Source organism: Halomonas flagellata (genome assembly GCF_022487945.1).
In the GTDB taxonomy this organism is placed as follows: Bacteria; Pseudomonadota; Gammaproteobacteria; order Pseudomonadales; family Halomonadaceae; genus Halomonas; species Halomonas flagellata.
This window is the reverse complement of sequence record NZ_JAKVPY010000003.1, coordinates 153,908-175,619: the sequence shown is the minus strand read 5'-3', so window position 1 is coordinate 175,619 and position 21,712 is coordinate 153,908. Positions and strand designations below refer to the sequence as shown.

At 67.2% G+C, this 21,712-nt stretch carries 19 protein-coding genes; 15 read left to right on the top strand and 4 right to left on the bottom strand.

The annotated features are described in order from the left end of the window. Positions 1–38 precede the first annotated feature (38 nt). A complete protein-coding gene (locus MKP05_RS03640) occupies positions 39–1,517 on the top strand; it encodes a protein adenylyltransferase SelO (protein WP_240567066.1) in 1,479 nt (492 codons plus the stop codon). Between the two features lie 81 nt (positions 1,518–1,598). Here MKP05_RS03640 and MKP05_RS03635 read toward each other — a convergent pair whose 3' ends face one another. Beyond that, positions 1,599–2,588, bottom strand: a complete 990-nt coding sequence (locus tag MKP05_RS03635) for an AraC family transcriptional regulator (protein WP_240567064.1) — start codon at positions 2,586–2,588, stop codon at positions 1,599–1,601. A 412-nt stretch (positions 2,589–3,000) separates the two neighbouring features. On the opposite strand from MKP05_RS03635, the gene antA reads away from it, so the two are divergent. The 10 genes from antA to kynA all read left to right on the top strand — a co-directional run bounded on the left by antA (position 3,001) and on the right by kynA (position 12,465). Continuing rightward, positions 3,001–4,386, top strand: coding sequence for an anthranilate 1,2-dioxygenase large subunit (gene antA / locus MKP05_RS03630; RefSeq protein ID WP_240567063.1), 1,386 nt, complete (start codon positions 3,001–3,003; stop codon positions 4,384–4,386). Positions 4,387–4,389: 3 nt separating this feature from the next. Then, the gene (gene antB, locus MKP05_RS03625) at positions 4,390–4,875 is read left to right on the top strand and encodes an anthranilate 1,2-dioxygenase small subunit (RefSeq protein ID WP_240567062.1); all 486 of its coding nucleotides are present in this window, start codon (positions 4,390–4,392) and stop codon (positions 4,873–4,875) included. A gap of 20 nt (positions 4,876–4,895) precedes the next feature. Beyond that, complete coding sequence (antC, locus tag MKP05_RS03620) at positions 4,896–5,912, top strand: anthranilate 1,2-dioxygenase electron transfer component AntC (RefSeq protein WP_240567061.1); 1,017 nt, start codon at positions 4,896–4,898, stop codon at positions 5,910–5,912. An 86-nt stretch (positions 5,913–5,998) separates the two neighbouring features. Continuing rightward, positions 5,999–7,123 carry a muconate/chloromuconate family cycloisomerase gene (locus tag MKP05_RS03615; protein WP_240567060.1) on the top strand — a complete coding sequence of 375 codons (1,125 nt, stop codon included), beginning with the start codon at positions 5,999–6,001 and terminating at the stop codon, positions 7,121–7,123. Positions 7,124–7,152: 29 nt separating this feature from the next. Continuing rightward, the gene (gene catC / locus MKP05_RS03610) at positions 7,153–7,443 is read left to right on the top strand and encodes a muconolactone Delta-isomerase (RefSeq protein WP_240567059.1); all 291 of its coding nucleotides are present in this window, start codon (positions 7,153–7,155) and stop codon (positions 7,441–7,443) included. Between the two features lie 65 nt (positions 7,444–7,508). Further along, positions 7,509–8,444 (top strand): catechol 1,2-dioxygenase, encoded by a 936-nt coding sequence (gene catA, locus MKP05_RS03605; RefSeq protein WP_240567058.1) that lies wholly within the window; start codon positions 7,509–7,511, stop codon positions 8,442–8,444. A gap of 79 nt (positions 8,445–8,523) precedes the next feature. Beyond that, positions 8,524–9,507, top strand: a complete 984-nt coding sequence (locus MKP05_RS03600; RefSeq protein ID WP_240567056.1) for a TRAP transporter substrate-binding protein — start codon at positions 8,524–8,526, stop codon at positions 9,505–9,507. Between the two features lie 143 nt (positions 9,508–9,650). Next, the gene (locus tag MKP05_RS03595; protein WP_240567055.1) at positions 9,651–10,199 is read left to right on the top strand and encodes a TRAP transporter small permease; all 549 of its coding nucleotides are present in this window, start codon (positions 9,651–9,653) and stop codon (positions 10,197–10,199) included. Further along, positions 10,196–11,455: a TRAP transporter large permease gene (locus MKP05_RS03590; protein ID WP_240567054.1), complete on the top strand. Its 1,260-nt coding sequence runs from the start codon at positions 10,196–10,198 to the stop codon at positions 11,453–11,455. The genes MKP05_RS03595 and MKP05_RS03590 overlap by 4 nt, the downstream gene beginning before the upstream one ends. 152 nt (positions 11,456–11,607) lie before the next feature. Beyond that, on the top strand, positions 11,608–12,465 hold the full coding sequence (kynA, locus tag MKP05_RS03585) for a tryptophan 2,3-dioxygenase (protein WP_240567053.1): 858 nt from the start codon (positions 11,608–11,610) through the stop codon (positions 12,463–12,465). 22 nt (positions 12,466–12,487) lie between these two features. Here kynA and MKP05_RS03580 read toward each other — a convergent pair whose 3' ends face one another. Continuing rightward, positions 12,488–12,955, bottom strand: coding sequence for an Lrp/AsnC family transcriptional regulator (locus MKP05_RS03580; protein WP_240567052.1), 468 nt, complete (start codon positions 12,953–12,955; stop codon positions 12,488–12,490). Positions 12,956–13,092: 137 nt separating this feature from the next. On the opposite strand from MKP05_RS03580, the gene kynU reads away from it, so the two are divergent. Genes kynU through MKP05_RS03565 form a run of 3 tightly spaced genes read left to right on the top strand, consistent with a single transcriptional unit; the run spans position 13,093 to position 16,546 of the window. Next, positions 13,093–14,322 (top strand): kynureninase, encoded by a 1,230-nt coding sequence (gene kynU / locus MKP05_RS03575; RefSeq protein WP_240567050.1) that lies wholly within the window; start codon positions 13,093–13,095, stop codon positions 14,320–14,322. Next, positions 14,322–15,116 (top strand): alpha/beta hydrolase, encoded by a 795-nt coding sequence (locus MKP05_RS03570; RefSeq protein WP_240567049.1) that lies wholly within the window; start codon positions 14,322–14,324, stop codon positions 15,114–15,116. Before kynU ends, MKP05_RS03570 begins: the two co-directional genes overlap by 1 nt. A 38-nt stretch (positions 15,117–15,154) precedes the next feature. Next, entirely contained in the window at positions 15,155–16,546 is a 1,392-nt protein-coding gene (locus MKP05_RS03565; RefSeq protein ID WP_240567048.1) for a sodium-dependent transporter, read from the top strand. A 74-nt stretch (positions 16,547–16,620) separates the two neighbouring features. Here the strand turns inward: MKP05_RS03565 and katG are convergent, their stop codons facing one another. Both katG and MKP05_RS03555 read right to left on the bottom strand, forming a co-directional pair. Beyond that, on the bottom strand, positions 16,621–18,831 hold the full coding sequence (gene katG / locus MKP05_RS03560; protein WP_276316503.1) for a catalase/peroxidase HPI: 2,211 nt from the start codon (positions 18,829–18,831) through the stop codon (positions 16,621–16,623). Between the two features lie 246 nt (positions 18,832–19,077). Further along, positions 19,078–20,025, bottom strand: a complete 948-nt coding sequence (locus MKP05_RS03555; RefSeq protein WP_240567047.1) for a LysR family transcriptional regulator — start codon at positions 20,023–20,025, stop codon at positions 19,078–19,080. A 184-nt stretch (positions 20,026–20,209) separates the two neighbouring features. Here MKP05_RS03555 and MKP05_RS03550 point away from each other — a divergent pair, with 184 nt between their 5' ends. Then, positions 20,210–21,709 (top strand): CoA-acylating methylmalonate-semialdehyde dehydrogenase, encoded by a 1,500-nt coding sequence (locus tag MKP05_RS03550; RefSeq protein ID WP_240567046.1) that lies wholly within the window; start codon positions 20,210–20,212, stop codon positions 21,707–21,709. Positions 21,710–21,712: the final 3 nt, after the last annotated feature.

Below are 21,712 nucleotides of genomic sequence, written 5' to 3'. Positions count from 1 at the left end.
CCTGTCTTCCCGACATTCAGCCGCTATCCGGAGCCGCCATGTTTCCCGAGTTCACTCTTCGCTATGCCCGCCTGCCGGAGCGCTTCTACGAGCGCTTCGACCCCGTGCCGGTGGAGGCGCCGCGGCTGGTCGCCTTCAACCGGTCGCTAGCAGAGGAACTGGGCTTCGACCTCGACGCCTTCGATGAGCACCAGGCCGCCGAGTGGTTCGGCGGCAACGCCGTGCCGCCGGGGGCCGAGCCGCTGGCCCAGGCCTATGCCGGCCACCAGTTCGGCACCTTCGTGCCGCGGCTGGGCGATGGTCGGGCGGTGCTGCTCGGCGAGCTGACCGACCGCCATGGCCGGCTGCGCGACATCCAGCTCAAGGGGGCCGGCTGTACGCCCTTCTCCCGTGGCGCCGACGGTCGTGCGCCGCTGGGGCCGGTGCTGCGCGAGTACCTGGTCAGCGAGGCGATGCATGCGCTGGGCATTCCCACCACCCGGGCGCTCGCCGCGGTGACCACCGGCGAGCGGGTCTTCCGTGGCCTTCCCGAGCCCGGTGCGGTGCTGACCCGCGTCGCCGCCAGCCACCTGCGCGTGGGCACCTTCCAGTACTTCGCCGTCCGCGGCGACGTCGAGGCGGTGCGCGAGCTGGCCGACCAGGCGATCGAGCGCCACTATCCCGAGCTGGCGGATGTGGACGAGGCCGGGCGCTATCTGGCGCTGGTCGAGGCGGTGCAGGCGCGCCAGGCGGCGCTGGTGGCGAAGTGGATGGGCGTTGGCTTCATCCACGGGGTGATGAACACCGACAACGCGGCGATCTCCGGCGAGACCATCGACTACGGCCCCTGTGCCTTCATGGAGGCCTATGATCCGCGCACCGTGTTCAGCTCCGTCGACGAGGGGGGCCGTTACGCCTACGCCAACCAGCCGTGGATCGCCCAGTGGAACCTGGCACGCCTGGCCGAGACCCTGCTGCCGCTGATCGACGCCGACCAGGAGCGTGCGGTGGAGCGGGCCACGGTGCTGATCCAGGCCTACCCGGAGCAGTACGAGGCCGAGTGGCTCGCGGTGATGCGCGCCAAGCTGGGCCTGGCCACGGAGGAGGCCGGGGATCGCGAGCTGGCCGAGGACCTGCTCGAGGCGATGCAGGCCGGTCGTGCCGACTTCACCCTGACTTTCCGTCGGCTCTGCGATGCTGCCGAATCGGCCGAGGCGGACGCGGCGCTGGTCGAGCGCTTCGCGCCTTCCGAGGCCATCAAGGCGTGGCTGCCGCGCTGGCGCGAGCGGCTGGCGCGGGAGCCGGGCGACCCCGAGGCCATCGCCGTGCGGATGCGAGGCGTCAATCCCGTTTATATTCCCCGTAACCACAAGGTCGAGGAGGCCCTGGCCGCGGCGGCCGAGCACGACGACTTCGGTCCCTTCGAGGCACTGCGCGAGGTGCTGGCCAGCCCCTTCGCGGAGCAGCCCGGCCGCGAGGCCTACATGCGGCCGGCCGAGCCGAACGAGCGGGTCCTGCGCACCTTCTGCGGGACCTGAGGAGCAACACGCCACGCTCGTCCGCCCAGGGAGTAGCTGGATGAGTCTCTGTAGACGCGGACGGGGGCGCCTGCTTGTGGGCTACTGTAGCGGGGCTTGGGTGGTTCGCTTCAGGGTCTCGGAAGGCAGCTCACCGAAGCGCGCCCGGTACTCCTGGGAGAAGCGCCCCAACTGCTGGAAGCCGCAGTCCATGGCGATGCTGGAGACGCTCTCGTGGGGAGCGGCCTGCTCCAACTGCTGGCGCACGTGGTCGAAGCGCAACTGGCGGAAGTAAGCGATGGGGGAGATCCCGTACTGGTTGTGGAAGTCGCGGTAGAGGCGCTCCCGGGAGACGCCAGCGACGCGCTCCAGGTCGGCCAGGCCCAGAGGGTGGTCCAGGGAGTCCCGGAACAGGGTCTCGAGACGGGCGAGGTAGGCCGGCCGACCATGCTGGCGGTCCAGCAGTTCGCTCGAGTAGTTGTGGGGCTGGGTGTAGAGCAGGCTGGTGATCAGCGAATTCTCGAAGTTGCTCCACACCTCGGGCAGGTCGCACAGCGAGCCGTCTGCGTCCAACATCTCCTGCAGATTCGCGACCATCCGCCACCACTCCTGCACCGTGCCGCTCAGCGGCATGCGTGGATCGAAGATGACCGGGCGGGACAGTTCACGGCTGAGCAGCTGAGAGAGCTTGCGTTCGATGGCCTGGCGCGACAGCCGTACCAGGCGCTTCCGGCAGCTCTCGTCCATGCTCAGCTGCAGCGGCTGGCTGGGCGAGATGATGGCGGCCACACCGGTGTCGGAGCCGAAGGCGTTGCCCCGGAGCTCGAAGTGCTGGGTACCGTGCAAGGGCAGGCTGATGCTGTAGCTATGGGTCAGGTCGGCGATATCGATATGGACGGGAGTCGAGTATTCGATGATGCCAATGGAGACGTTGCCCAGGCTGGTACCCTGGTGACGAAAGCTGAGCTCCCGGGGGCGCGGCACCTCGAGGCGATGAGGGCCGTTGATGCCACTCATCCAGCGGCAGGCCGAGTCGGGGTTCTGGAACTCGGCAGCGATCTGCTGCCGCGTCGGGGCAGGGGATACGGTCATGGTTCCTCCTTGCCTCGCCGTCGGGTGTGGTTGTCATCGGGCCATCGGCGATGGCCGTGGAGAGACGGTCGAGGTCTGTGTTCGCATATCGCTCTTGGGTACGCACTGCGAACTGGTGGGTTCATTTTGCCACCCTGATCAAGCAATGACCAGTTCCATGGAAGATACCGCCAATCGGCGTTGAGACAAAGCCGCTTCTTGTCGCCGCCCTTTTCAGCTCCTCGGGGCGGGCGGCGATTCACCGTGAATCATCTGGGCAAAGACCAGGGTCCGGGAGGCGTGAAGCCGCTGGCATGGGCATCCTGCCTGGCGGAAAAAGTGAATAGCCTTCCTCCAATAACCGCATAGTGGCCCCAGGGGGGGATGCCTAAGGTAGGTCGTACCACGACAAGCAACAAGACGGTAACGACCGATGACAGCACAACGCTCTATCCCCGAGTGGCAGCAATTCGTCGAGAACTGTCTCGATTTCCGTCCCGATGAAGGCGTCTACCAGATGGCCCGGGAGATGTTCACCGACGAGGCACTGTTCGATCTGGAGATGGAACTGATCTTCGAGAAGCAGTGGATCTTCGCTTGCCACGAGAGCCAGATTCCCGCCCCCAACGACTTCATCACCATGCAGGCCGGTCGCCAGCCGATGATCATCGCCCGCGACGCCAAGGGCCAGCTGCGGGCCCTGGCCAACACCTGCCAGCATCGTGGCGCGACCCTGGTGCGCACCGAGTGCGGCAACCAGTCCACCTACACCTGCCCCTTCCACGCCTGGTGCTACAAGTCCGACGGCCGCCTGGTCAAGGTCAAGGCGCCGAGCGAGTATCCGGCGGACTTCGACAAGTCGAGCCGCGGCCTCAAGCAGGCACGCATCGAGAGCTATCGGGGCTTCGTCTTCATCAGCCTCGACGCCGAGGGGACCGAGAGCCTCGAGGACTTCCTCGGTGATACCCGGCTGTTCTTCGACATGATGGTCGAGCAGGCCGAGGACGGTGAGCTGGAGGTGCTGCCGGGCAAATCCACCTACACCTTCAACGGCAACTGGAAGCTGCAGAACGAGAACGGCCTGGACGGCTATCACGTCAGCACCGTGCACTACAACTACGTCTCCACCGTGCAGCACCGCCGCGAGCTCGAGGCGCAGAAGAGTGGCGGCGGGGACACCCTCGACTACAGCAAGCTGGGCGCCGGCGACAAGGACACCGACGACGGCTGGTTCTCCTTCGCCAACGGCCACAGCCTGTTGTTCAGTGACATGCCCAACCCCCAGGTGCGTCCCGGCTACGCCACCGTGATGCCGCGCATGCTCGAGAAGCATCCCCAGGAGCGCGCCGAGTGGACCATGCACCGCCTGCGCAACCTGAACATCTACCCGAGCCTGTTCTTCATGGACCAGATCAGCTCCCAGCTGCGCATCGTGCGTCCGGTGGCGTGGAACAAGACCGAGGTCATCAGCCTCTGCCTGGGCGTGAAGGGCGAGTCCGACGCCGACCGCGAGAACCGCATCCGCCAGTTCGAGGACTTCTTCAACGTCTCCGGCATGGGCACCCCCGACGACCTGGTGGAGTTCCGCGAGCAGCAGCGCGGCTTCCAGGCGCGCGCCTCCCGCTGGAGCGACATCTCCCGGGGCCACCAGGACTGGCAGTACGGTGAGACCCACAACAGCAAGGTGCTCGGCATCCAGCCGGTGATCACCGGCACCGAGTTCACCCACGAGGGCCTCTACGTCAACCAGCACGGGACCTGGCAGCGGCTGCTGCTCGAGGGCCTCGAAAAGAAAGCACTCAAGCTCCAGGAGGTGTAAGCCATGAACCTTCAGCAATCCATCGAGCAGTTCCTGTACCGCCTGGCCGAGCTTTGCGATGACCGTGACTGGGACGGCTACCTGGACCAGTTCGCCCCGGAGTGTGAGTTTCACATCCCGCAGTGGAAGAACGAGGAAGAGGTCACCCGCGATCCCAAGCGCGAGATGTCGCTGATGTACTACGCCGACCGCACCGGCCTCGAGGACCGCGTCTTCCGCCTGCGCACCGGCAAGTCCGCGGCCTCGACCCCGCTGCCGCGGACCCTGCACCTGATCGACAACGTGCGCTGCGAGGAACAGGGCGACGGCATCGTCCAGGTGCGGGTCAACTGGGTGACCCACTTCCATCGCTTCGGCGAGAGCAACCACTTCTTCGGCACCGCCGACTACACCCTGCGTGGCGAGGGCGACGGCTGGAAGATCCTGCGCAAGCACACCGTGCTGCTCAACGACAGGATCGATTCCGTGCTGGATTTCTACCACGTCTGAGTTTCGCTGGAGGGCGAGTCATGCATAACACAGCCGCCATCGTCTTTCGGGACGGCACCACGCGCTTCGTCAAGGTCGACGACAACGAGCTGCTGATGGACGCCGCCCAGCGCCACGGGGTCAACCTGCCGGTGGACTGCCGGGAAGGGGTCTGCGGGACCTGCCGCTGCCTGCGCGAGGCCGGCGAGGTCGACGTCGAATACATCGACGAGGAAGCGCTGACCGAGGAGGAGATCGCCGAGGGCCATGTGCTGGCCTGCCAGACTCGCCTGCTCTCCAACCACGGCTCCTTCTACTTCGACGTGGACTCCAGCGTGTGCAGCGTGGCCACCGAGGTGCACGACGCCACCGTGAGCGACGTGATGCAGGTGTCCGATGCGGCCGCCATCCTCGAGATCACCCTCGACGACCCCGCCCAGGCGCTGCAGTACCTGCCCGGGCAGTACGCGCGCCTCGAGGTGCCGGGCACCGACGAATGGCGGGCCTACTCCTTCGCCACCTCCGCGGTGAAGGAGGGCAAGCTGCGCTTCCTGATCCGCCTGCTGCCCAGCGGGGTGATGAGCGACTACCTGCGCGAGCGTGCCGTCGTCGGCGATGCGATCTCCCTGGAGGCCCCGCTGGGCGCCTTCTACCTGCGCGAGGTGCACAACCCCCTGCTGATGGTGGCGGGCGGCACCGGGCTCTCGGCCTTCCTCGGCATGCTCGAGCAACTCGAGGAGGCGGGCGACTGCGCCCAGCCGATCCGCCTGTGTTACGGCGTGACCCAGGAGACCGACCTCAGCGAGCTCGATCGCCTGGATCGCTTCACCGACACGCTGCCGGACTTCGCCTACGAGACCGTGGTGATGAACCCCACGGAGGCCTGGCAGGGCAAGAAGGGCGTGGTCTGCGACCTCTTCGATCTCGACTTCCTGGCGCGCCCCTTCGACGCCTACCTGTGCGGCCCGCCGCCGATGATCGAGGCCTCGAAGCACTGGCTCGAGGCGCGCGAGGTCGGCGAGCACCGGCTGTTCTTCGAGAAATTCGTCTCGAGCTGACCGCCGGTGGCCGGCGCGCCCGGCCCCCCAGCGACTTTCATAACACGCGTGAGCGGCGCCCCGAGGCGAGCCGCCTGGAGACTCCGATGTCCGACATCCTGATTCACGAGGTCGAGACGCTGCTGGTCGACCTGCCGACCATCCGTCCGCACAAGTTGTCGATGACCACCATGGCCTGCCAGACGATGGTCATCATCCGCCTGCGGTTGTCCGACGGCACCGAGGGCCTGGGCGAGGCCACCACCATCGGTGGCCTGAGCTACGGTCCGGAGAGCCCCGAGGGCATCAAGCAGACCATCGACACCTACCTGGCGCCGTTGCTGGTCGGCCAGCCGTCCCACAACCTCAATGCCCTGCGGGCGCGCATGAACCGCCACGCACGCGGCAACAGCTTCGCCAAGTCGGGGCTCGAGACCGCGTTGCTCGACGCCGAGGGCAAGCGCCGCGGCCTGTCGGTGGCGGAACTGCTGGGCGGGGCCCAGTGCGATCACCTGCCGGTGCTGTGGACGCTCGCCAGCGGCGACACCCGGAAGGACATCGACGAGGCCTTCCAGCGCCTCGAGGAGCGCCGTCACTGCGACTTCAAGCTCAAGATCGGCGCCAACCCGGTGGATCAGGACGTGCGTCACGTCGGCGCCATCAAGGCGGCGCTGGGTGACCGGGCGAGTGTGCGGGTCGACGTCAACCAGGCCTGGGACGAGGCCACCGCGGCCCGCGGTATCGACGCCCTGGAGGCCGCCGGCATCGACCTCATCGAGCAGCCGATCCCGGCCCGGGAGTTCGCCGGTTTGGCGAGGCTGGCAAGCCGCTTCGTGGTGCCGATGCTGGCCGACGAGGCGGTCCATGACGCCCGTGACGGCTTCACCCTGGCCGCCTGCGGCTTCGGCGATGCCTTCGCCCTGAAGATCGCCAAGGCCGGCGGGCCGCTTAGCGTACTGGAGCTGGCCCACGTGGCCCAGGCGGCCGGCGTCAGCCTCTATGGCGGCACCATGCTCGAGGGCACCATCGGCACCGCCGCCTCCCTGCATGCCTGGTCGACCCTCGGCGAGCTGACCTGGGGCACCGAGATGTTCGGCCCGCTGCTGCTCAAGGACGACATCGTAGCCCGGCCCCTGCACTACCACGAGTTCGGCGTCGACCTGCCGGCCGGTCCCGGGCTCGGCATCAGCCTCGACGAGGACAAGCTCAACCACTACCGGCGCCGCGACTGAGCCGCGCCCTGCATCCCAAGGAGACGCCCATGCTCTTCCAGGTGGAAATGACCGTGAAGCTGCCGCCGGACATGCCGGCCGAGCAGGCCGCCGAGATCAAGGCGACCGAGAAGGCCTACGCCCAGGACCTGCAGCGCGCCGGCAAGTGGCGGCACCTGTGGCGGGTCGCCGGCAGCTATTCGAACGTCAGCATCTTCGACGTCGAGGACAACGCCGAACTGCAGGAGCTGATCGGCAACCTGCCGCTGTTCCCCTACATGGAGATCCGCGTCAAGCCGCTGTGCCGTCACCCGTCCTCGATCCGCGAGGACGATTCCTGAATCACGGAGGACGCCGGCCACCGTCGCCGGCCGTCGAACAGACGACAACAACCGAGGAAACGACCATGACCGTGAAGATCTTCGATACCCCCGACGTGCTGGACTTCCTGAAGACCGTCAGTGGCTTCGACCAGGACGGCGGCAGCGAGCGCGCCAAGCGGATCCTGCATCGCCTGCTGTCCGATCTCTACCGCCTGATCGACGATTTCGACGTCAGCCCCGAGGAGTTCTGGGGCGCCGTCAGCCAGCTCAATGCCTTGGGCAAGGAAACCCAGTTCGGCCTGCTGGCCCCGGGGCTCGGCTTCGACCACTACCTGGACATGCGTATGGACGCCGCCGATGAGCAGGCCGGCCTGACCGGCGGCACCCCGCGCACCATCGAGGGCCCGCTCTACGTGGCCGGCGCCCCCGAGGCCGAGGGCTTCGCGCGGATGGACGATGGCAGCGACACCGAAGCCGAGGTGATGTGGCTGACCGGCCAGGTCCGCGAGGTGAACGGCAACCCCGTTCCTGGCGCCAAGGTCGAGATCTGGCACGCCGACACCAAGGGCAACTACTCCTTCTTCGATCCCACCCAGTCCGAGTACAACCTGCGCCGCAGCATCATCACCGATGCCGAGGGCCGCTACACCGCGCGCAGCATCATCCCCTCCGGCTACGGCTGCCCGCCGGACAGCCCGACCCAGCAGGTGCTCGACCTGCTCGGCCGTCACGGCCAGCGTCCGGCGCACATCCACTTCTTCATCTCGGCGCCGGGTCACAAGCACCTGACCACCCAGATCAACCTGGCCGGCGACCCCTACACCTACGACGACTTCGCCTTCGCCACCCGCGAGGAACTGGTGATCGACGCCAACCGCATCGAGGACGCCGCCGAGACCGAGAAGCGTGGCCTGGAAGGGCCCTTCACCGAGGTGGTGTTCGACGTCGAGCTGGCCAGGACCGAGGACGCCGAGCTGCAGAGCCGTCACAAGCGCCCGCGCGCCCTGGAAGACGCCTGAGGCCAAGGTCCGAAGCGTTAACGGCCGGTCCCTCGGGGCCGGCTACATCAGGCAAGACTACAACAACAGAGGCAATCCGATGAACAAGCTCAAGACCCTGATGACGGCCGCCGTGGCGGCGTCGCTTTCCGTCACCGCCTTCACCGCCCAGGCCCGGGACTTCCGGCTCGGCCTGATCACCCCCCAGCCGCATATCTGGACCCAGGAGGCCGAGGGTTTCGCCGAGACCCTGGCCGAGCGCTCCGGCGGCGAGCATAGCGTCAGCATCTTCCCCGCCCAGCAGCTGGGCAACGAGGCGCAGATGGTCCAGCAGCTCCAGGCCGGTTCCCTGGACATGGCCTTCCTGACCCTCGCCGAGATCTCCAACCGTATTCCCGACTTCGGCGCCCTCTATGCGCCCTTCCTGGTGGAAGATATCGATCAAGCCGCCGCCCTGCTGCGCTCCGAGGCGGCCACCGACCTGCTGGAGGCGATGCCGGCCCAAGCTGGCCTGGTGGGTGTGGGCTACGGCATGGCCGGCATGCGCCAGATCCTCAGCCGCGCGCCCATCGAAACCGCCGAGGACCTGAGCGGCCTCAAGGTGCGTATCACCCCTTTCGATCCGATCCGCGACTTCTATGTGGCCACCGGCGCCGCTCCCACGCCGCTGCCGCTGCCCGCGGTCTATGACGCCCTGGCCAATGGTCAGGTGGACGCCATCGACATGGATTACGACTCCATCCGGCTGATCAAATTCTACGAGCAGGCCGACAACCTGGTGATCGCCAACCACATGATGTTCCCGATGGTGGCGGTGGTGTCCGGGCGCGTCTGGGCGCAGCTCGACGGCGAGGATCGCGAACTGATCCGCAGCGCCATGGCCGAGCATGCCGACAACGTCATGACCCACTTCCAGGAGCACCATGAGGCCTGGGGCGCGGAGCTGCGCCAGCAGGACATTACCGTCACCGAGATCGGGCCCGACTTCTTCGCCGATGCCATCGCGGACTGGGAGGCGATCTGGGCTCCCAAGGCCCCGTCGCTGACGCGCCTGCGCGAGACGGCCGCCGAGCTGGCCGACTAAGAGCTTCTTTCACGACCTTGCAGATGGGATGGGCTTTCCCGGCGCCCATCACCGCTTGGTGCCTGGTAAAGGAGCTCCAAGGCTCCACGGCTCCTCGTCACTGCTCATCATCCCGGCCTGTGGCCGGGTCCCCGGAGGATGTCATGCTCAAACGACTCTCGGACGGTCTCGTCCGCTGTGAGGGGGCGATCGCGGCGGGGCTGGCCGCGCTGATCAGCCTGCTGATCCTGCTCAACATCGCCACCCGCGCCCTGGGCCATGCCCTCTACTGGACCGACGAACTGGCCATCCATGCCATGATCTGGATGACCTTCTTCACCACCTCGGTGGTGCTCAAGCGTCGCGAGGGCGTCGCCGTGACCCTGCTGGTCGATGCCCTGCCGAACGGCATGCGGCAAGGGCTGCATCTGTTCGTCGACGCCATGGTGCTGTTCTTCGCGCTCTTCCTGGCCGTGCTGTGCTGGCGCTGGTACGACCCGGCGACCCTGTGGGCTACCGGTTTCGATATCCAGGCCTTCCAGGGGGAGACCTTCAATTTCATGTATTCCGAAACCTCGCGCACGCTGGGCATTCCCAAGTTCTGGGTCTGGCTGTGCCTGCCGATCTTCGCCGTCTCGCTGAGCCTGCATGCTGTCGTCAACCTGATCGACGGCCTGAAGGGCCTGGTGAGCGCGGAAAGGAGGCTCGCATGACTCTCGTCGTCTTCGCCGTGCTGCTGCTGGGCGCGGTGCCCATCGCCCTGGTGCTGGCGCTCACCGCCGCCTGGTACATCGCCGATTCGGGCAACACCCTGCTGTTTGCCTCCTATCCCCAGCAGCTCTACGGCGCCATCGAGAACTATGGCCTGCTGGCCATCCCCCTGTTCATGCTCGCCGGCGAGCTGATGAACGAGGGCGGCCTGACCCGGCGGCTGATCGACCTGGCGCGTATCCTGGTCGGCGGCTTCCGCGGCGGGCTGGTCTATATCAACCTGGTGGCCAATATGATGATGGCGGCCATCGTCGGCTCGGCGGCCTCGCAGATCGCCATCATGTCCCGGGCCATGGTCCCGGCCATGGAGAAGGACGGCTACGACAAGTCCTTCGCCGCGGCCATCACCGCCGCCGGCGGCCTGCTGTCGCCGATCATCCCACCGTCGATGCTCTTCGTGCTCTATGGCGTCATGGCCCAGGTGCCCATCGCCGACATGTTTATCGCCGGCATCATCCCGGGGCTGATGATGGGCGGACTGTTCTTCCTGGCCATCGCCGCGGTGGGCCTGGTCCAGCAGTATCCCGAGGGCCAGTGGCCGACCCGCGCGCAGGCCAAGCGCTTCCTGCTGATGGGCCTGCCGGCCATGACCATCCCGCTGATCATCATCGGCGGCATCCTGGCCGGCCTGGCCACGCCCACCGAGTCGGCGGCCCTGGCGTCCCTGGCGGCGCTGCTGATCGGCCGCTATGTCTACCGCGACCTGACCTTCGCCCGACTGCCGGAGATCCTCAGGCGCACCGCCTTCAATGCCGGCCTGGTGATCATGCTGATCGGTGCCGCCGGGGTGTTCGGCTGGGTGGTGGTCTACGAGCAGCTGCCACAGATGGCCGCGGCCTGGATCGCCGAGGTGACCGAGAGCCCCTTCGCCTTCCTGATGCTGGTGGTGGGCATCCTGCTGCTGGTGGGGATGATCGTCGACGGCATCGCCGCCCTGATCCTGGTGGTGCCGATCCTGCTGCCCATTGCCCAGAACCAGTTCGATATCACCGCCTTCCAGTTCGGCGTGGTGGTTTGCCTGACCCTGGTGCTGGGGCTGCTGACGCCGCCGGTGGGGGCGGGGCTTTTCATCAGCTCGTCCATGACCGGGGTGCCGCCGATGCGCATCTTCCGGGCGCTGCTGCCCTTCCTTCTGATGAGCCTGCTGGCCCTGGTGCTGCTGGCCTGGCAGCCCTGGCTGACCCTGGCGCTGCTGTGACGCGGACGGCTCGTGATGTCCGGGTGGCGAACTAGCGCCCCGCGCTGTGCGGCAGCTCTGCGCGACCGAGAGTGCGTTGAGCCGAGGACCATGGCATGACGACCGGGCTTCGCGCACCATGGAGGTGACTCGGAAGCCGGGGAGGGCAAGCGATGGCCAAGCAGGACGAGAAGAGGAGGGCTGGGACGACGGTGGACCTGGACGGCGAGAATGTCCATTGGGATCAGGAGATGAGCTACGGCCAGTACCTGAACCTGGAGCCGCTGCTGGCCTGTCAGCGGCCCCAGTCCGATGAGCATGACGAGATGCTGTTCATCGTCATACACCAGGTCTCCGAGCTATGGCTCAAGCAGTGCCTCCACGAGGCCCATGCCGCCGCCGCGCATATCGCCGAGGACCGGCTCCGGCCCGCCTTCAAGATGCTCTCGCGGGTGGCCCGCATCCAGGAGCAGATGATCAAGGCCTGGGAGGTGCTGATCACCATGACCCCGGCGGACTATGTCAGCTTCCGCGACAGCCTGGGGCAGAGCTCCGGCTTCCAGTCCTACCAGTATCGTGAGCTGGAGTTCCTGCTCGGCAACAAGAATGCCGCCATGGTCGAGGTGCACCGCGGTCATCCACGGCACTACGAGCGGCTGACCGAGGTACTTCAGGCCCCGAGCATCTACGACATCAGCCTGCAGCTGCTGGCCCGGCACGGCTTCGCGATTCCCGCCACCACCCTGCAACGCGACTGGTCGCTGCCTTATCGGGCCAGCAGCGAGGTAGAGCAGGCCTGGGCCCATATCTATCGCCATACCGACGAGCACTGGGAGCTCTATGAGCTGGCGGAAAAGCTGGTCGACCTGGAGTACAACTTCCACAAGTGGCGCTTCATCCACATGAAGACCGTGGAGCGGATCATCGGCCACAAGCGCGGCACCGGCGGTACGGCGGGGGTCTCCTACCTGGCCAGGGCGCTGGAGCTGCAGTTCTTCCCCGAGCTCTGGTCGGTCAGAACGGCGATGTAGCCCGATCCCTCGACCCGGGCCTTCAGGGGACCACCTTCAGCGGGCCATTGACCTTGAGGGTATCCATGGCCACCTGGGTGGCGATATCGCGGATGCCCGCCATGGGGCTGATGGTGGTGGAGAGGAAGCGGGAGAGCTCGGCGAGATCCGCCACCACCACCCGCAGGATGAAGTCGTGGCTGCCGGTGACGGTATGGCAGTCGATCACCTCGTCCCGGGCCAGCAGCTCGGCGACCGCCTCCCGGGGCGCGGCCATGCGCCCCTTGTCCACCGAGAGAAAGATGAAGGCGGTGACCTTGAGCCCCAGGGCCTCGGGGTTCAGGCGCAGGGCATGGCCCTCGATGATGCCCTCCTTCTCGAGCCGGGCGATGCGCCGGGAGCACTGGCTGGGGGAGAGGCTGACGGCCTCCGCCAGGGCACCCAGGGTCAGGCGCCCGTCCCGCTGCAGGGCCTGCAGGATCCTGCTGTCGAAGCGGTCGATGTTGATCATTTGCACGAATCCTGGTGATTTCGCAATTATCTTGCACCATTGGCCGGAATCCTGCCAGACAACGCAACCCCATCCCGCGCCGGGCCTCCTAGAATCATGGTCATGCAGTCGCTGCCCATCTTCTCCGGAGGTACTCCATGCCCGTGACCCTCGACACCGCGCGTGAACTCGATCGCCGTGATCCCCTGGCGCCGTTCAAGGCCCGCTTCGCCCTGCCCGAGGGCCTGCTCTACCTGGACGGCAACTCCCTCGGGGCCCAGCCCCTGGCCGCCCGGGAGGCGCTGGCCACCACCCGCGACCAGTGGCGGGACGAGCTGATCAAGGGCTGGAACCAGGGCTGGTTCGATGCCCCCGAGCGCCTGGGCAACCTGATGGCGCCACTGATCGGGGCGGGACAGGGGGAGGTGATCGTCACCGACAACATCACCCTCAATCTCTTCAAGCTGCTGGGCTATATCACCGAGTCCCGGGGCCGGGGGCGCCCGGTGATCCTCAGCGAGGGCGGCAACTTCCCCACCGATGGCTATATCGCCCAGGGCTTCTGCCGGTTCGGTGACTACGAGCATCGCTTCCTGCCCGAGGGGGCCGACCTGGCCGAGCACCTGGACGGCGTGGCCGTGGTAGTGCTCAGCGAGGTCCACTACCGCACCGGCCGTCGCCGCGACATGGCCGCCACCACCCGCCTGGTGCACGAGCATGGCGCCGAGGTCATCTGGGACCTGGCCCACTCCGCCGGCGCCCTGCCGGTGGACCTGCATGGCAGTGGTGCCCGCTATGCGGTGGGCTGCACCTACAAGTACCTCAACGGCGGCCCCGGGGCCCCGGCCTTCCTGTACGTCCATCGTGACCACCAGGGGGGCGGCTGGCAGCCGCTCTCCGGCTGGCACGGCCATGCCGCGCCCTTCGCCTTCGATGCCGACTATACCCCGGCGCCGGACATCACCCGCTTCCGCACCGGCACCCACTCGGCGCTGATCTATGCCCCCCTGGAGGCCTCCCTCGAACTGTGGCAGGAGGTGGACATGGCGGCGCTGCGCGACAAGAGCCTGGCGCTGAGCGAGCTGTTCCGCGACTGCCTGGCCGATGTGGTCGAGGCTCACGGCATCGATGACATCACCCCGGCGGTGGAGGAGCGCGGCAGCCAGGTGGCGCTGATCGAGCGCGAGCACGGCTATGCCATCGTCCAGGCGCTGATCGCCCGCGGCGTGATCGGCGACTACCGGGAGCCGGGCCTGATGCGCTTCGGCTTCACGCCGCTCTACCTGAGCTACGAGGACGTCTGGCAGGCGGCCCGCCACTTCCGCGAGGTGGTAGAAAACCGCGAGTACCTGGAGGCTCGCTTCCAGGTGCGTTCGGAGGTCACCTGATGGGGCCCTTCGGGGATCGGGCCGAACGCGAGCACGCCTTTTCGCCGAGCCGCTGGGCCCGGGACTTCGAGGCCAGCCTGGCCCGCCAGGCCGAGCTGGGGCGGCGACTGAGAGAACGCCTTCCGCCGCGACGCCTTGGCTATGGGCCGGGCGAGCGGGAGGGCGTGAACCTCTTCCTGCCCGAGAGCCCCGGCCCCTGGCCGCTGATGGCCTTCCTGCACGGCGGCTACTGGCAGCAGCTGGATGCCGCGGCCACCGATTTCCTGGCCGCTCCCTGGCTCGAGCGGGGCTGGGCCTTCGCCTCCCTGGACTACCCCTTGGCGCCGGGGGCTTCCATCGAGGCCATGGTGGCGGCCTGTCGGCGCGGGGTCACGACGCTGCGGGCAGCGGCCGCGAGCCTGTGCCTGGAGGGCCGGATCCGCCTGGGCGGCCATAGCGCCGGGGCCCAGCTGGCGCTGATGGCCTGCCTCGGCGAGGAGCGCCTGGCCGGCATCGAGGCGCTCTGGCTGATCAGCGGCATCTACGACCTGCGCCCCCTGGTGGGCACCTATATCGATGCGCCCCTGGGGCTGGATAACGAGCGGGCCGAGCGGCTCAGCCCCCTGTGCCAGTCCTTGAGGGGCCTGCCACCGCTGACCCTGGTGCATGGCGAGTTCGACCCACCGGCCTTCCGGGAACAGGGCGAGGCGCTGCACGCCCGGGCCCGGCTGGCCGGGGTCTCGGCCGACCTCCGGTCGCTTCCCGATTGCGACCACTTCGACATTCTCGAACGACTCGGCGAGCCGACCGGCTGAGTCCTCCATCCACAGCACGACCTGGTGAGTACACTCCAATGACAATATCGCAAGCCAAGAGCGCCTCAGGCGAGGCAATCCCTGCGGGCAAGGCGCCGGGACGCGCCCAGTTCTCCAGCCGTTTCGGCTTCCTGATGGCCGCCGCCGGAGCGGCGGTGGGCCTGGGCAATGTGTGGAGCTTTCCCTCCATGGCCGCCAACAACGGCGGCGGGGCCTTCCTGCTGGTCTATGTGGTGATGGCCTTTATCCTCGCCTATCCGGCGCTCATGGCGGAGCTGACCCTGGGGCGTTATGCCCAGAGCGGCATCATCAATGCCATGGGGCAGGTGGGCGGGCGTGGCCTGCCGCGGTGCCTCGGCCAGGGCGTGGGGGGCGTGGCGCTCGCGGCCGCCTGCCTGGGACAGGCCTTCTACGCCATCGTCACCGGCTGGCTGGTGGGCTATGCCCTGTTGGCCCTGGCCCGGCTGCTGGGCCTCGATGGGGCCGCAGCCTGGCTCGCCGAGGGGAGCTTCTGGCGCGACTGGAGCCTGACCCTGGTGGCCATGGTGATCACCGCGGCGGTGGTGCTGGCCGGGGTGAACCAGGGCATCGAGCGCTGGACCAAGCGGCTGATGCCGCTGCTGCTGGTGATGATGCTGGTGCTGATCGCGGTGATGCTGAGCTTCCCCGGCGCCGGCGAGGGGGTGAAGACCTACCTGGTACCCGACCTGTCGCGGATCGATGGGCAGCTGGTGCTGGACGCCATGGGCCAGGCCTTCTTCTCGCTCTCCATCGGCGTCGGCGCCATGGTGGTCTACGGCTCCTACCTGAGCCGCGAGGCCAACCTGCCCAGGGCCGGCGCCCAGGTGATGCTGATCGATATGGGCGTGGCCTTCGTCGCCGGCCTGCTGATCATTCCGGCCATGTTCGTGGCCCATGGCCTGGGGGTGGAGGTATTCAACGAGGCCGGCGAGCTGCAGAGCTCGGCGACCCTGCTGTTCATGGTGATGCCCGCCCTGTTCGAGGCCATGGGGTCGCTGGGGCTGGGCCTGGAGCTGATCTTCTTCGTGCTGCTGGCCATCGCCGCCCTGACCTCCATGTTCCCGGTGCTGGAGGTGCCCGTCTCCACCCTGGAGGAGACCGGCATGATCCGCCGGCGCCCGGCCACCTGGCTGATGGCGGGGGTGACCTTCGCCATCGCCAGCCTGATCCTGGCCTACTTCGAGCCGCTGTTCGACTGGGCCATCACCCTGACCATCAGCTACAGCATGCCGCTGGTGGGGGCCCTGGTCTGCCTCTATGTGGGCTGGCTGCTGTCCCGCAACGCCAAGCTCCGGGAGCTGCGCCGGGGGGCGCCGGAGATCGAGCACACCCTGTTCTGGAAGATCTGGCCCTGGTATATCCGCGTGGTCTGCCCGCTGCTGGTCCTGGTGGTGATGCTGCGCGCCTGAGCCGACAAGAAAGCCGCGCCCGAAGGGGCGCGGCTTTATTTCCAGGGGGAGGGCGCCGTGGCATCCGACTGACCTTAGGCCAGATCGAAGCGGTCGGCGTTCATCACCTTGGTCCAGGCCGCCACGAAGTCCTTGACGAACTTCTCCTTGGCATCGTCCTGGGCATAAACCTCGGCCAGGGCGCGCAGCTGGGAGTTGGCCCCGAAGACCAGGTCCACCCGGGTACCGGTCCACTTCACCTCACCGGTCTTGCTGTCGCGGCCCTCGAACAGGTCCTCATCGGCCGCGGTCGGCGTCCACTCGGTGTTCATGTCGACCAGATTGACGAAGAAGTCATTGGTGAGGGTGCCGGGCTTGTCGGTGAACACGCCGTGCTGCGACTGGCCGTGGTTGGCGTCCAGCGCACGCATGCCGCCGACGAGCACCGTCATCTCGGGCGCACTCAGCTTGAGAAGCTGTGCCCGATCCAGCAGCAGTTCCTCGGCCGAGACGGTGTAGCGCTGCTTGAGGTAGTTGCGGAAGCCATCGGCGAGCGGCTCGAGGTACTCGAAGGATTCCGCATCGGTCTGCTCTTCCGTGGCGTCGGTGCGGCCCGGATGGAAGGGCACCTCGATGTCGTGTCCGGCCTGCTTCGCGGCCTGTTCGATGGCGGCATTGCCACCGAGCACGATCAGGTCCGCGAGTGACACCCGCTTGTTGCCGGACTGGGCATCGTTGAAGGCCTGGTGGATCTTCTCCAGGGTGTCGAGCACCTTCTTCAGCTGGCCCGGCTCGTTCGCTTCCCAGTCCTTCTGCGGGGCCAGGCGGATGCGCGCGCCATTGGCGCCGCCGCGCTTGTCCGAGTCGCGGAAGATGGAGGCGGAGCCCCAGGCGGTCTTGACCAGCTCCGAGGTAGACAGGCCGGAGTCCAGGATCTGCTGCTTGAGCGCGGCGATGTCCTTGTCGTCGATCAGCTCATGATCGACAGGCGGAACCGGGTCCTGCCAGATAAGGTCTTCCTCCGGCACCTCGGGGCCGAGGTAACGGGCCTTGGGTCCCATGTCGCGATGCAGCAGCTTGAACCAGGCGCGGGCAAAGGCGTCCGCGAACTCCTCCGGGTTCTTGTGGAAGTGCTCGGTGATCTTGCGGTAGTCCGGGTCCAGCTTCAGGGAGAGGTCCGTGGTGAGCATCATCGGCTCGACCTTCTTCGACGGGTCATGCGCCATGGGCACCTTGTCTTCTTCCCTGACGTCCCTGGGCCGCCACTGGTTCTTGCCGCCCGGGCCCTTGGTGAGCTCCCAGTCATAGCGGAACAGGAGGTCCAGATAGCCCATGTCCCACCGCGTGGGGTTGGGGGTCCAGGCGCCTTCCAGGCCACTGGTGCTGGCGTCGTCGCCCATGCCGGTGCCGTGGGTGCCCTTCCACCCCAGGCCCATCCGTTCGAGCGGCGCGGCCTCGGGCTCCGGGCCGAGGGTGCTGTCGGGAGCGGCGCCGTGGGTCTTGCCGAAGGTGTGGCCGCCGGCGATCAGCGCCACCGTCTCGTAGTCGCTCATCGCCATGCGCGAAAAGGTCGCGCGTATGTCCTTGACGGCCTTGATCGGGTCGGGCTCGCCATCCGGGCCTTCCGGGTTCACGTAGATGAGGCCCATCTGGACGTTGGCGAAGGGCTGGTCGAGCTCGCGGTCCCCGTGATAGCGCTCACTCGCCAGCCACTCCTTCTCGGCGCCCCAGTAGATGTCCTCTTCGGGTTCCCAGATGTCCTCGCGGCCGCCGCCGAAGCCGAAGGTCTTGAAGCCCATGGACTCCATGGCGACGTTGCCGGCCAGGATGATCAGGTCGGCCCAGGACAGCTTGTTGCCGTACTTCTGCTTGATCGGCCACAGCAGGCGACGGGCCTTGTCCAGGTTGGCGTTGTCCGGCCAGCTGTTGATCGGGGCGAAGCGCTGGTTGCCGGTGCCGCCACCGCCACGGCCGTCGGCGGCCCGGTAGGTGCCGGCGGCGTGCCAGGTCATGCGGATGAAGAGCCCGCCGTAGTGGCCGTAGTCCGCCGGCCACCACTCCTGGGAGTCGGTCATCAGGTCGGTCAGGTCCTTCTTGACCGCCGCCAGGTCGAGTTTCTTGAACGCTTCGGCGTAGTCGAAATCGGCCCCCATGGGGTCAGCCTTGGGGCTGTGCTGGTGAAGAATGCTAAGGTTCAGCTGATTGGGCCACCAGTCCTTGTTCATGGGGCCATGGCCACCCATTCTGGTATTGGACCCGTGCATCACCGGGCACTTGCCTGCAGTGTTGCTGTGTTGCTCGCCCATATCACTCTCCAATCGTTGCTGCGTTGCTGGATCTGCTCCATAGGAATAGACGAAAGATGCCCTCCTGAACAATGCGGGTCTTCAACCCTGGCCGACGGCAGGTGGGCAGAAACAGCGGGGCTCCTTCTCTATCTACTACCTACAACGTAGCGTGCCCTGCCTCATGGGCTCCAAGTGCCTTTTCTGACCATGTCGATAGTTATTTCTCATCGTGCATGCCTGCTGCGCCGCGCCCGGGGCTGAGCCTCAGGCCTCGATAGCCGGCACCATCAGCTCCCTGGCCTCGCCCATCAGGAAGGTGCGGTTGGCCTCCAGCGCCTCGCGCAGGAAATCCCACAGCAGCCGCACCCGGGCCAGGCGGCGCTGCTCCTGGCGGGCGGTGATCCAGAACTGGCGCATCACCTCGACCTCGTCGTCCAGCACCTTGACCAGCGACTCGCTGGTCTCCGCCATGAAGCAGGGCAGCACGGCCAGCCCTGCCCCATGCAGGGCGGCGGCGTGCTGGGTGGTCACGCTGGTGCTGCGCATGGCGAAGTGGGGTCCCGGGTGGCCGACCACCGCCGGGTCGAGCAGCGGTTCCAGGTAGCTGAGCTGCTCGCTGAAGATCAGGTCGTCGACATAGCCGATCAAGCGGTGCCGACCCAGTTCGGGCAGATGCTGCGGGGTGCCGTGGCGGGCCAGGTAGTCGCGGCTGCCGTAGAGCCGCAGGCGGTAGTCGCAGAGCCGCGAGATCACCAGCCCCGGGCTCACCGGGCGCTCCACGGTGATCGCCAGGTCCGCCTCGTGGCGGCTGAGGTTGACCACCCGGGGCAGGGCGAGCAGGTCGAGGGTCACCCCGGGGTGGCGCGCGCAGAAAGCCGAGAGCAGCGGGGCGATCACCCAGGTACCGAAGCCCTCGGTCACCCCCAGGCGGATCTGCCCGCCGATCTGGTGGTTCTTGTCGGTGAGGCTCTCGCCGGCCTCGATGGCGTGGCGGGCCATCTCCTCGGCGTGGGCGAGCAGCTGCTGACCGGCCTCGGTCAGGTAGTAGCCGTGGGTGCTGCGCTCGAAGAGCTGGGTATTGAGCTTCTGCTCGAAGCGGCGGGTGCGCCGCGACAGCGTGGAGTGGTCCAGCCCCAGGCGCCGGGCGGCGTCGGTGAGGCGCTGGCTGCGCGCCACCTCCAGGAAGATCTGGATATCCTGCCAGTCCAGCATCGGTGCCTCCCTGATCGGCCTGCTTGTGCATGGATGCACAAGAAATGTGCCCGAGTGCTCGTTGTCATGCCATCGAGCGTCTGGATAGACTCGATGACATCACATTCCGTGCTGATATGCACATAAAGTCGAATGTCGACTTCCAGTGTCGAACAACAAGACAACGAGAGAGGAGCACGCCACCATGTCCATTCGCGAGATCCCCATGTACATCGACGGCCAGGCCGTCCCGTCCCAGAGCCAGGAGTGGCGCGACGTGGTCAACCCGGCCACCCAGGAGGTGGTCGCGCGGGTGCCGTTCTGCAGCGCCGAGGAAGTCGACCGCGCCGTGGCCAGCGCCAAGGAGGCCTTCAAGACCTGGCGCAAGGTGCCGCTGGGCAAGCGCATGCGCATCATGCTCAAGCTCCAGGCGCTGATCCGCGAGCACACCGGTGAGCTCGCCGCGCTGATCACCGAGGAGCACGGCAAGACCCTGCCCGACGCCGAGGGCGAGGTGGGCCGCGGCCTGGAAGTGGTCGAGCACGCCTGCTCGATCACCTCGCTGCAGCTGGGCGAACTGGCCGAGAACGCCGCCAACGAGGTCGACGTCTACACCCTGAACCAGCCGCTGGGCGTGGGCGCCGGCATCACCGCCTTCAACTTCCCGGTCATGCTGCCCTGCTTCATGTTCCCGCTGGCCATCGCCACCGGCAACACCTTCGTGCTCAAGCCCTCCGAGCAGGACCCCAGCTCCACCCTGCGGCTGGTCGAGCTGGCCCACGAGGCCGGCGTGCCGGCGGGCGTGCTCAACGTGGTGCACGGCGGCCCGGACGTGGCCAACCAGATCGCCGACCACCCGGACATCAAGGCGCTCTCCTTCATCGGCTCGACCCATGTCGGCACGCAGCTCTACCGTCGTGCCAGCGAGGCCGGCAAGCGCATGCAGTCGATGATGGGCGCCAAGAACCACTGCGTGGTGATGCCCGACGCCAACCGCAGCCAGGCCATCAACAACCTGCTGGGCTCCGCCTTCGGTGCCGCCGGCCAGCGCTGCATGGCCAACTCCGTGGTGGTGCTGGTGGGCGAGGCCCAGGCGTGGCTCGAGGACATCGTCGAAGGCGCGCGGGCCATGAAGGTCGGCCCGGGCACCCAGCGCGATGCCGACCTCGGCCCGCTGGTCTCTTCGGCCGCCCGCGATCGCGTGGTACGCCTGATCGGCGCTGGCGAGCAGGAGGGCGCCAAGCTGCTGGTCGACGGCCGCGGCTGCCAGGTGGAGGGCTATCCGGACGGCAACTTCGTCGGCCCTACCGTCTTCGCCGACGTCAAGGCCGACATGACCATCTACCGCGAGGAGGTCTTCGGCCCCGTGCTGTGCGTGGTCAGCGTCGACACCCTGGATGAGGCGATCGAGTTCATCAACGCCAACCCCAACGGCAATGGCACCTCGATCTTCACCAACTCCGGCTGGGTGGCGCGGCGCTTCGAGACCGAGATCGACGTCGGCCAGGTGGGCATCAACGTGCCGATCCCGGTGCCGGTAGCCTACTTCAGCTTCACCGGCTCGCGCGGCTCCAAGCTGGGTGACCTGGGCCCCAACGGCAAGCAGGCGATCCAGTTCTGGACCCAGACCAAGACCGTCACCGCGCGCTGGTTCGAGCCCGAGAACGTCTCCAGCGGCATCAACAGCACCATCTCGCTGCACTGATAC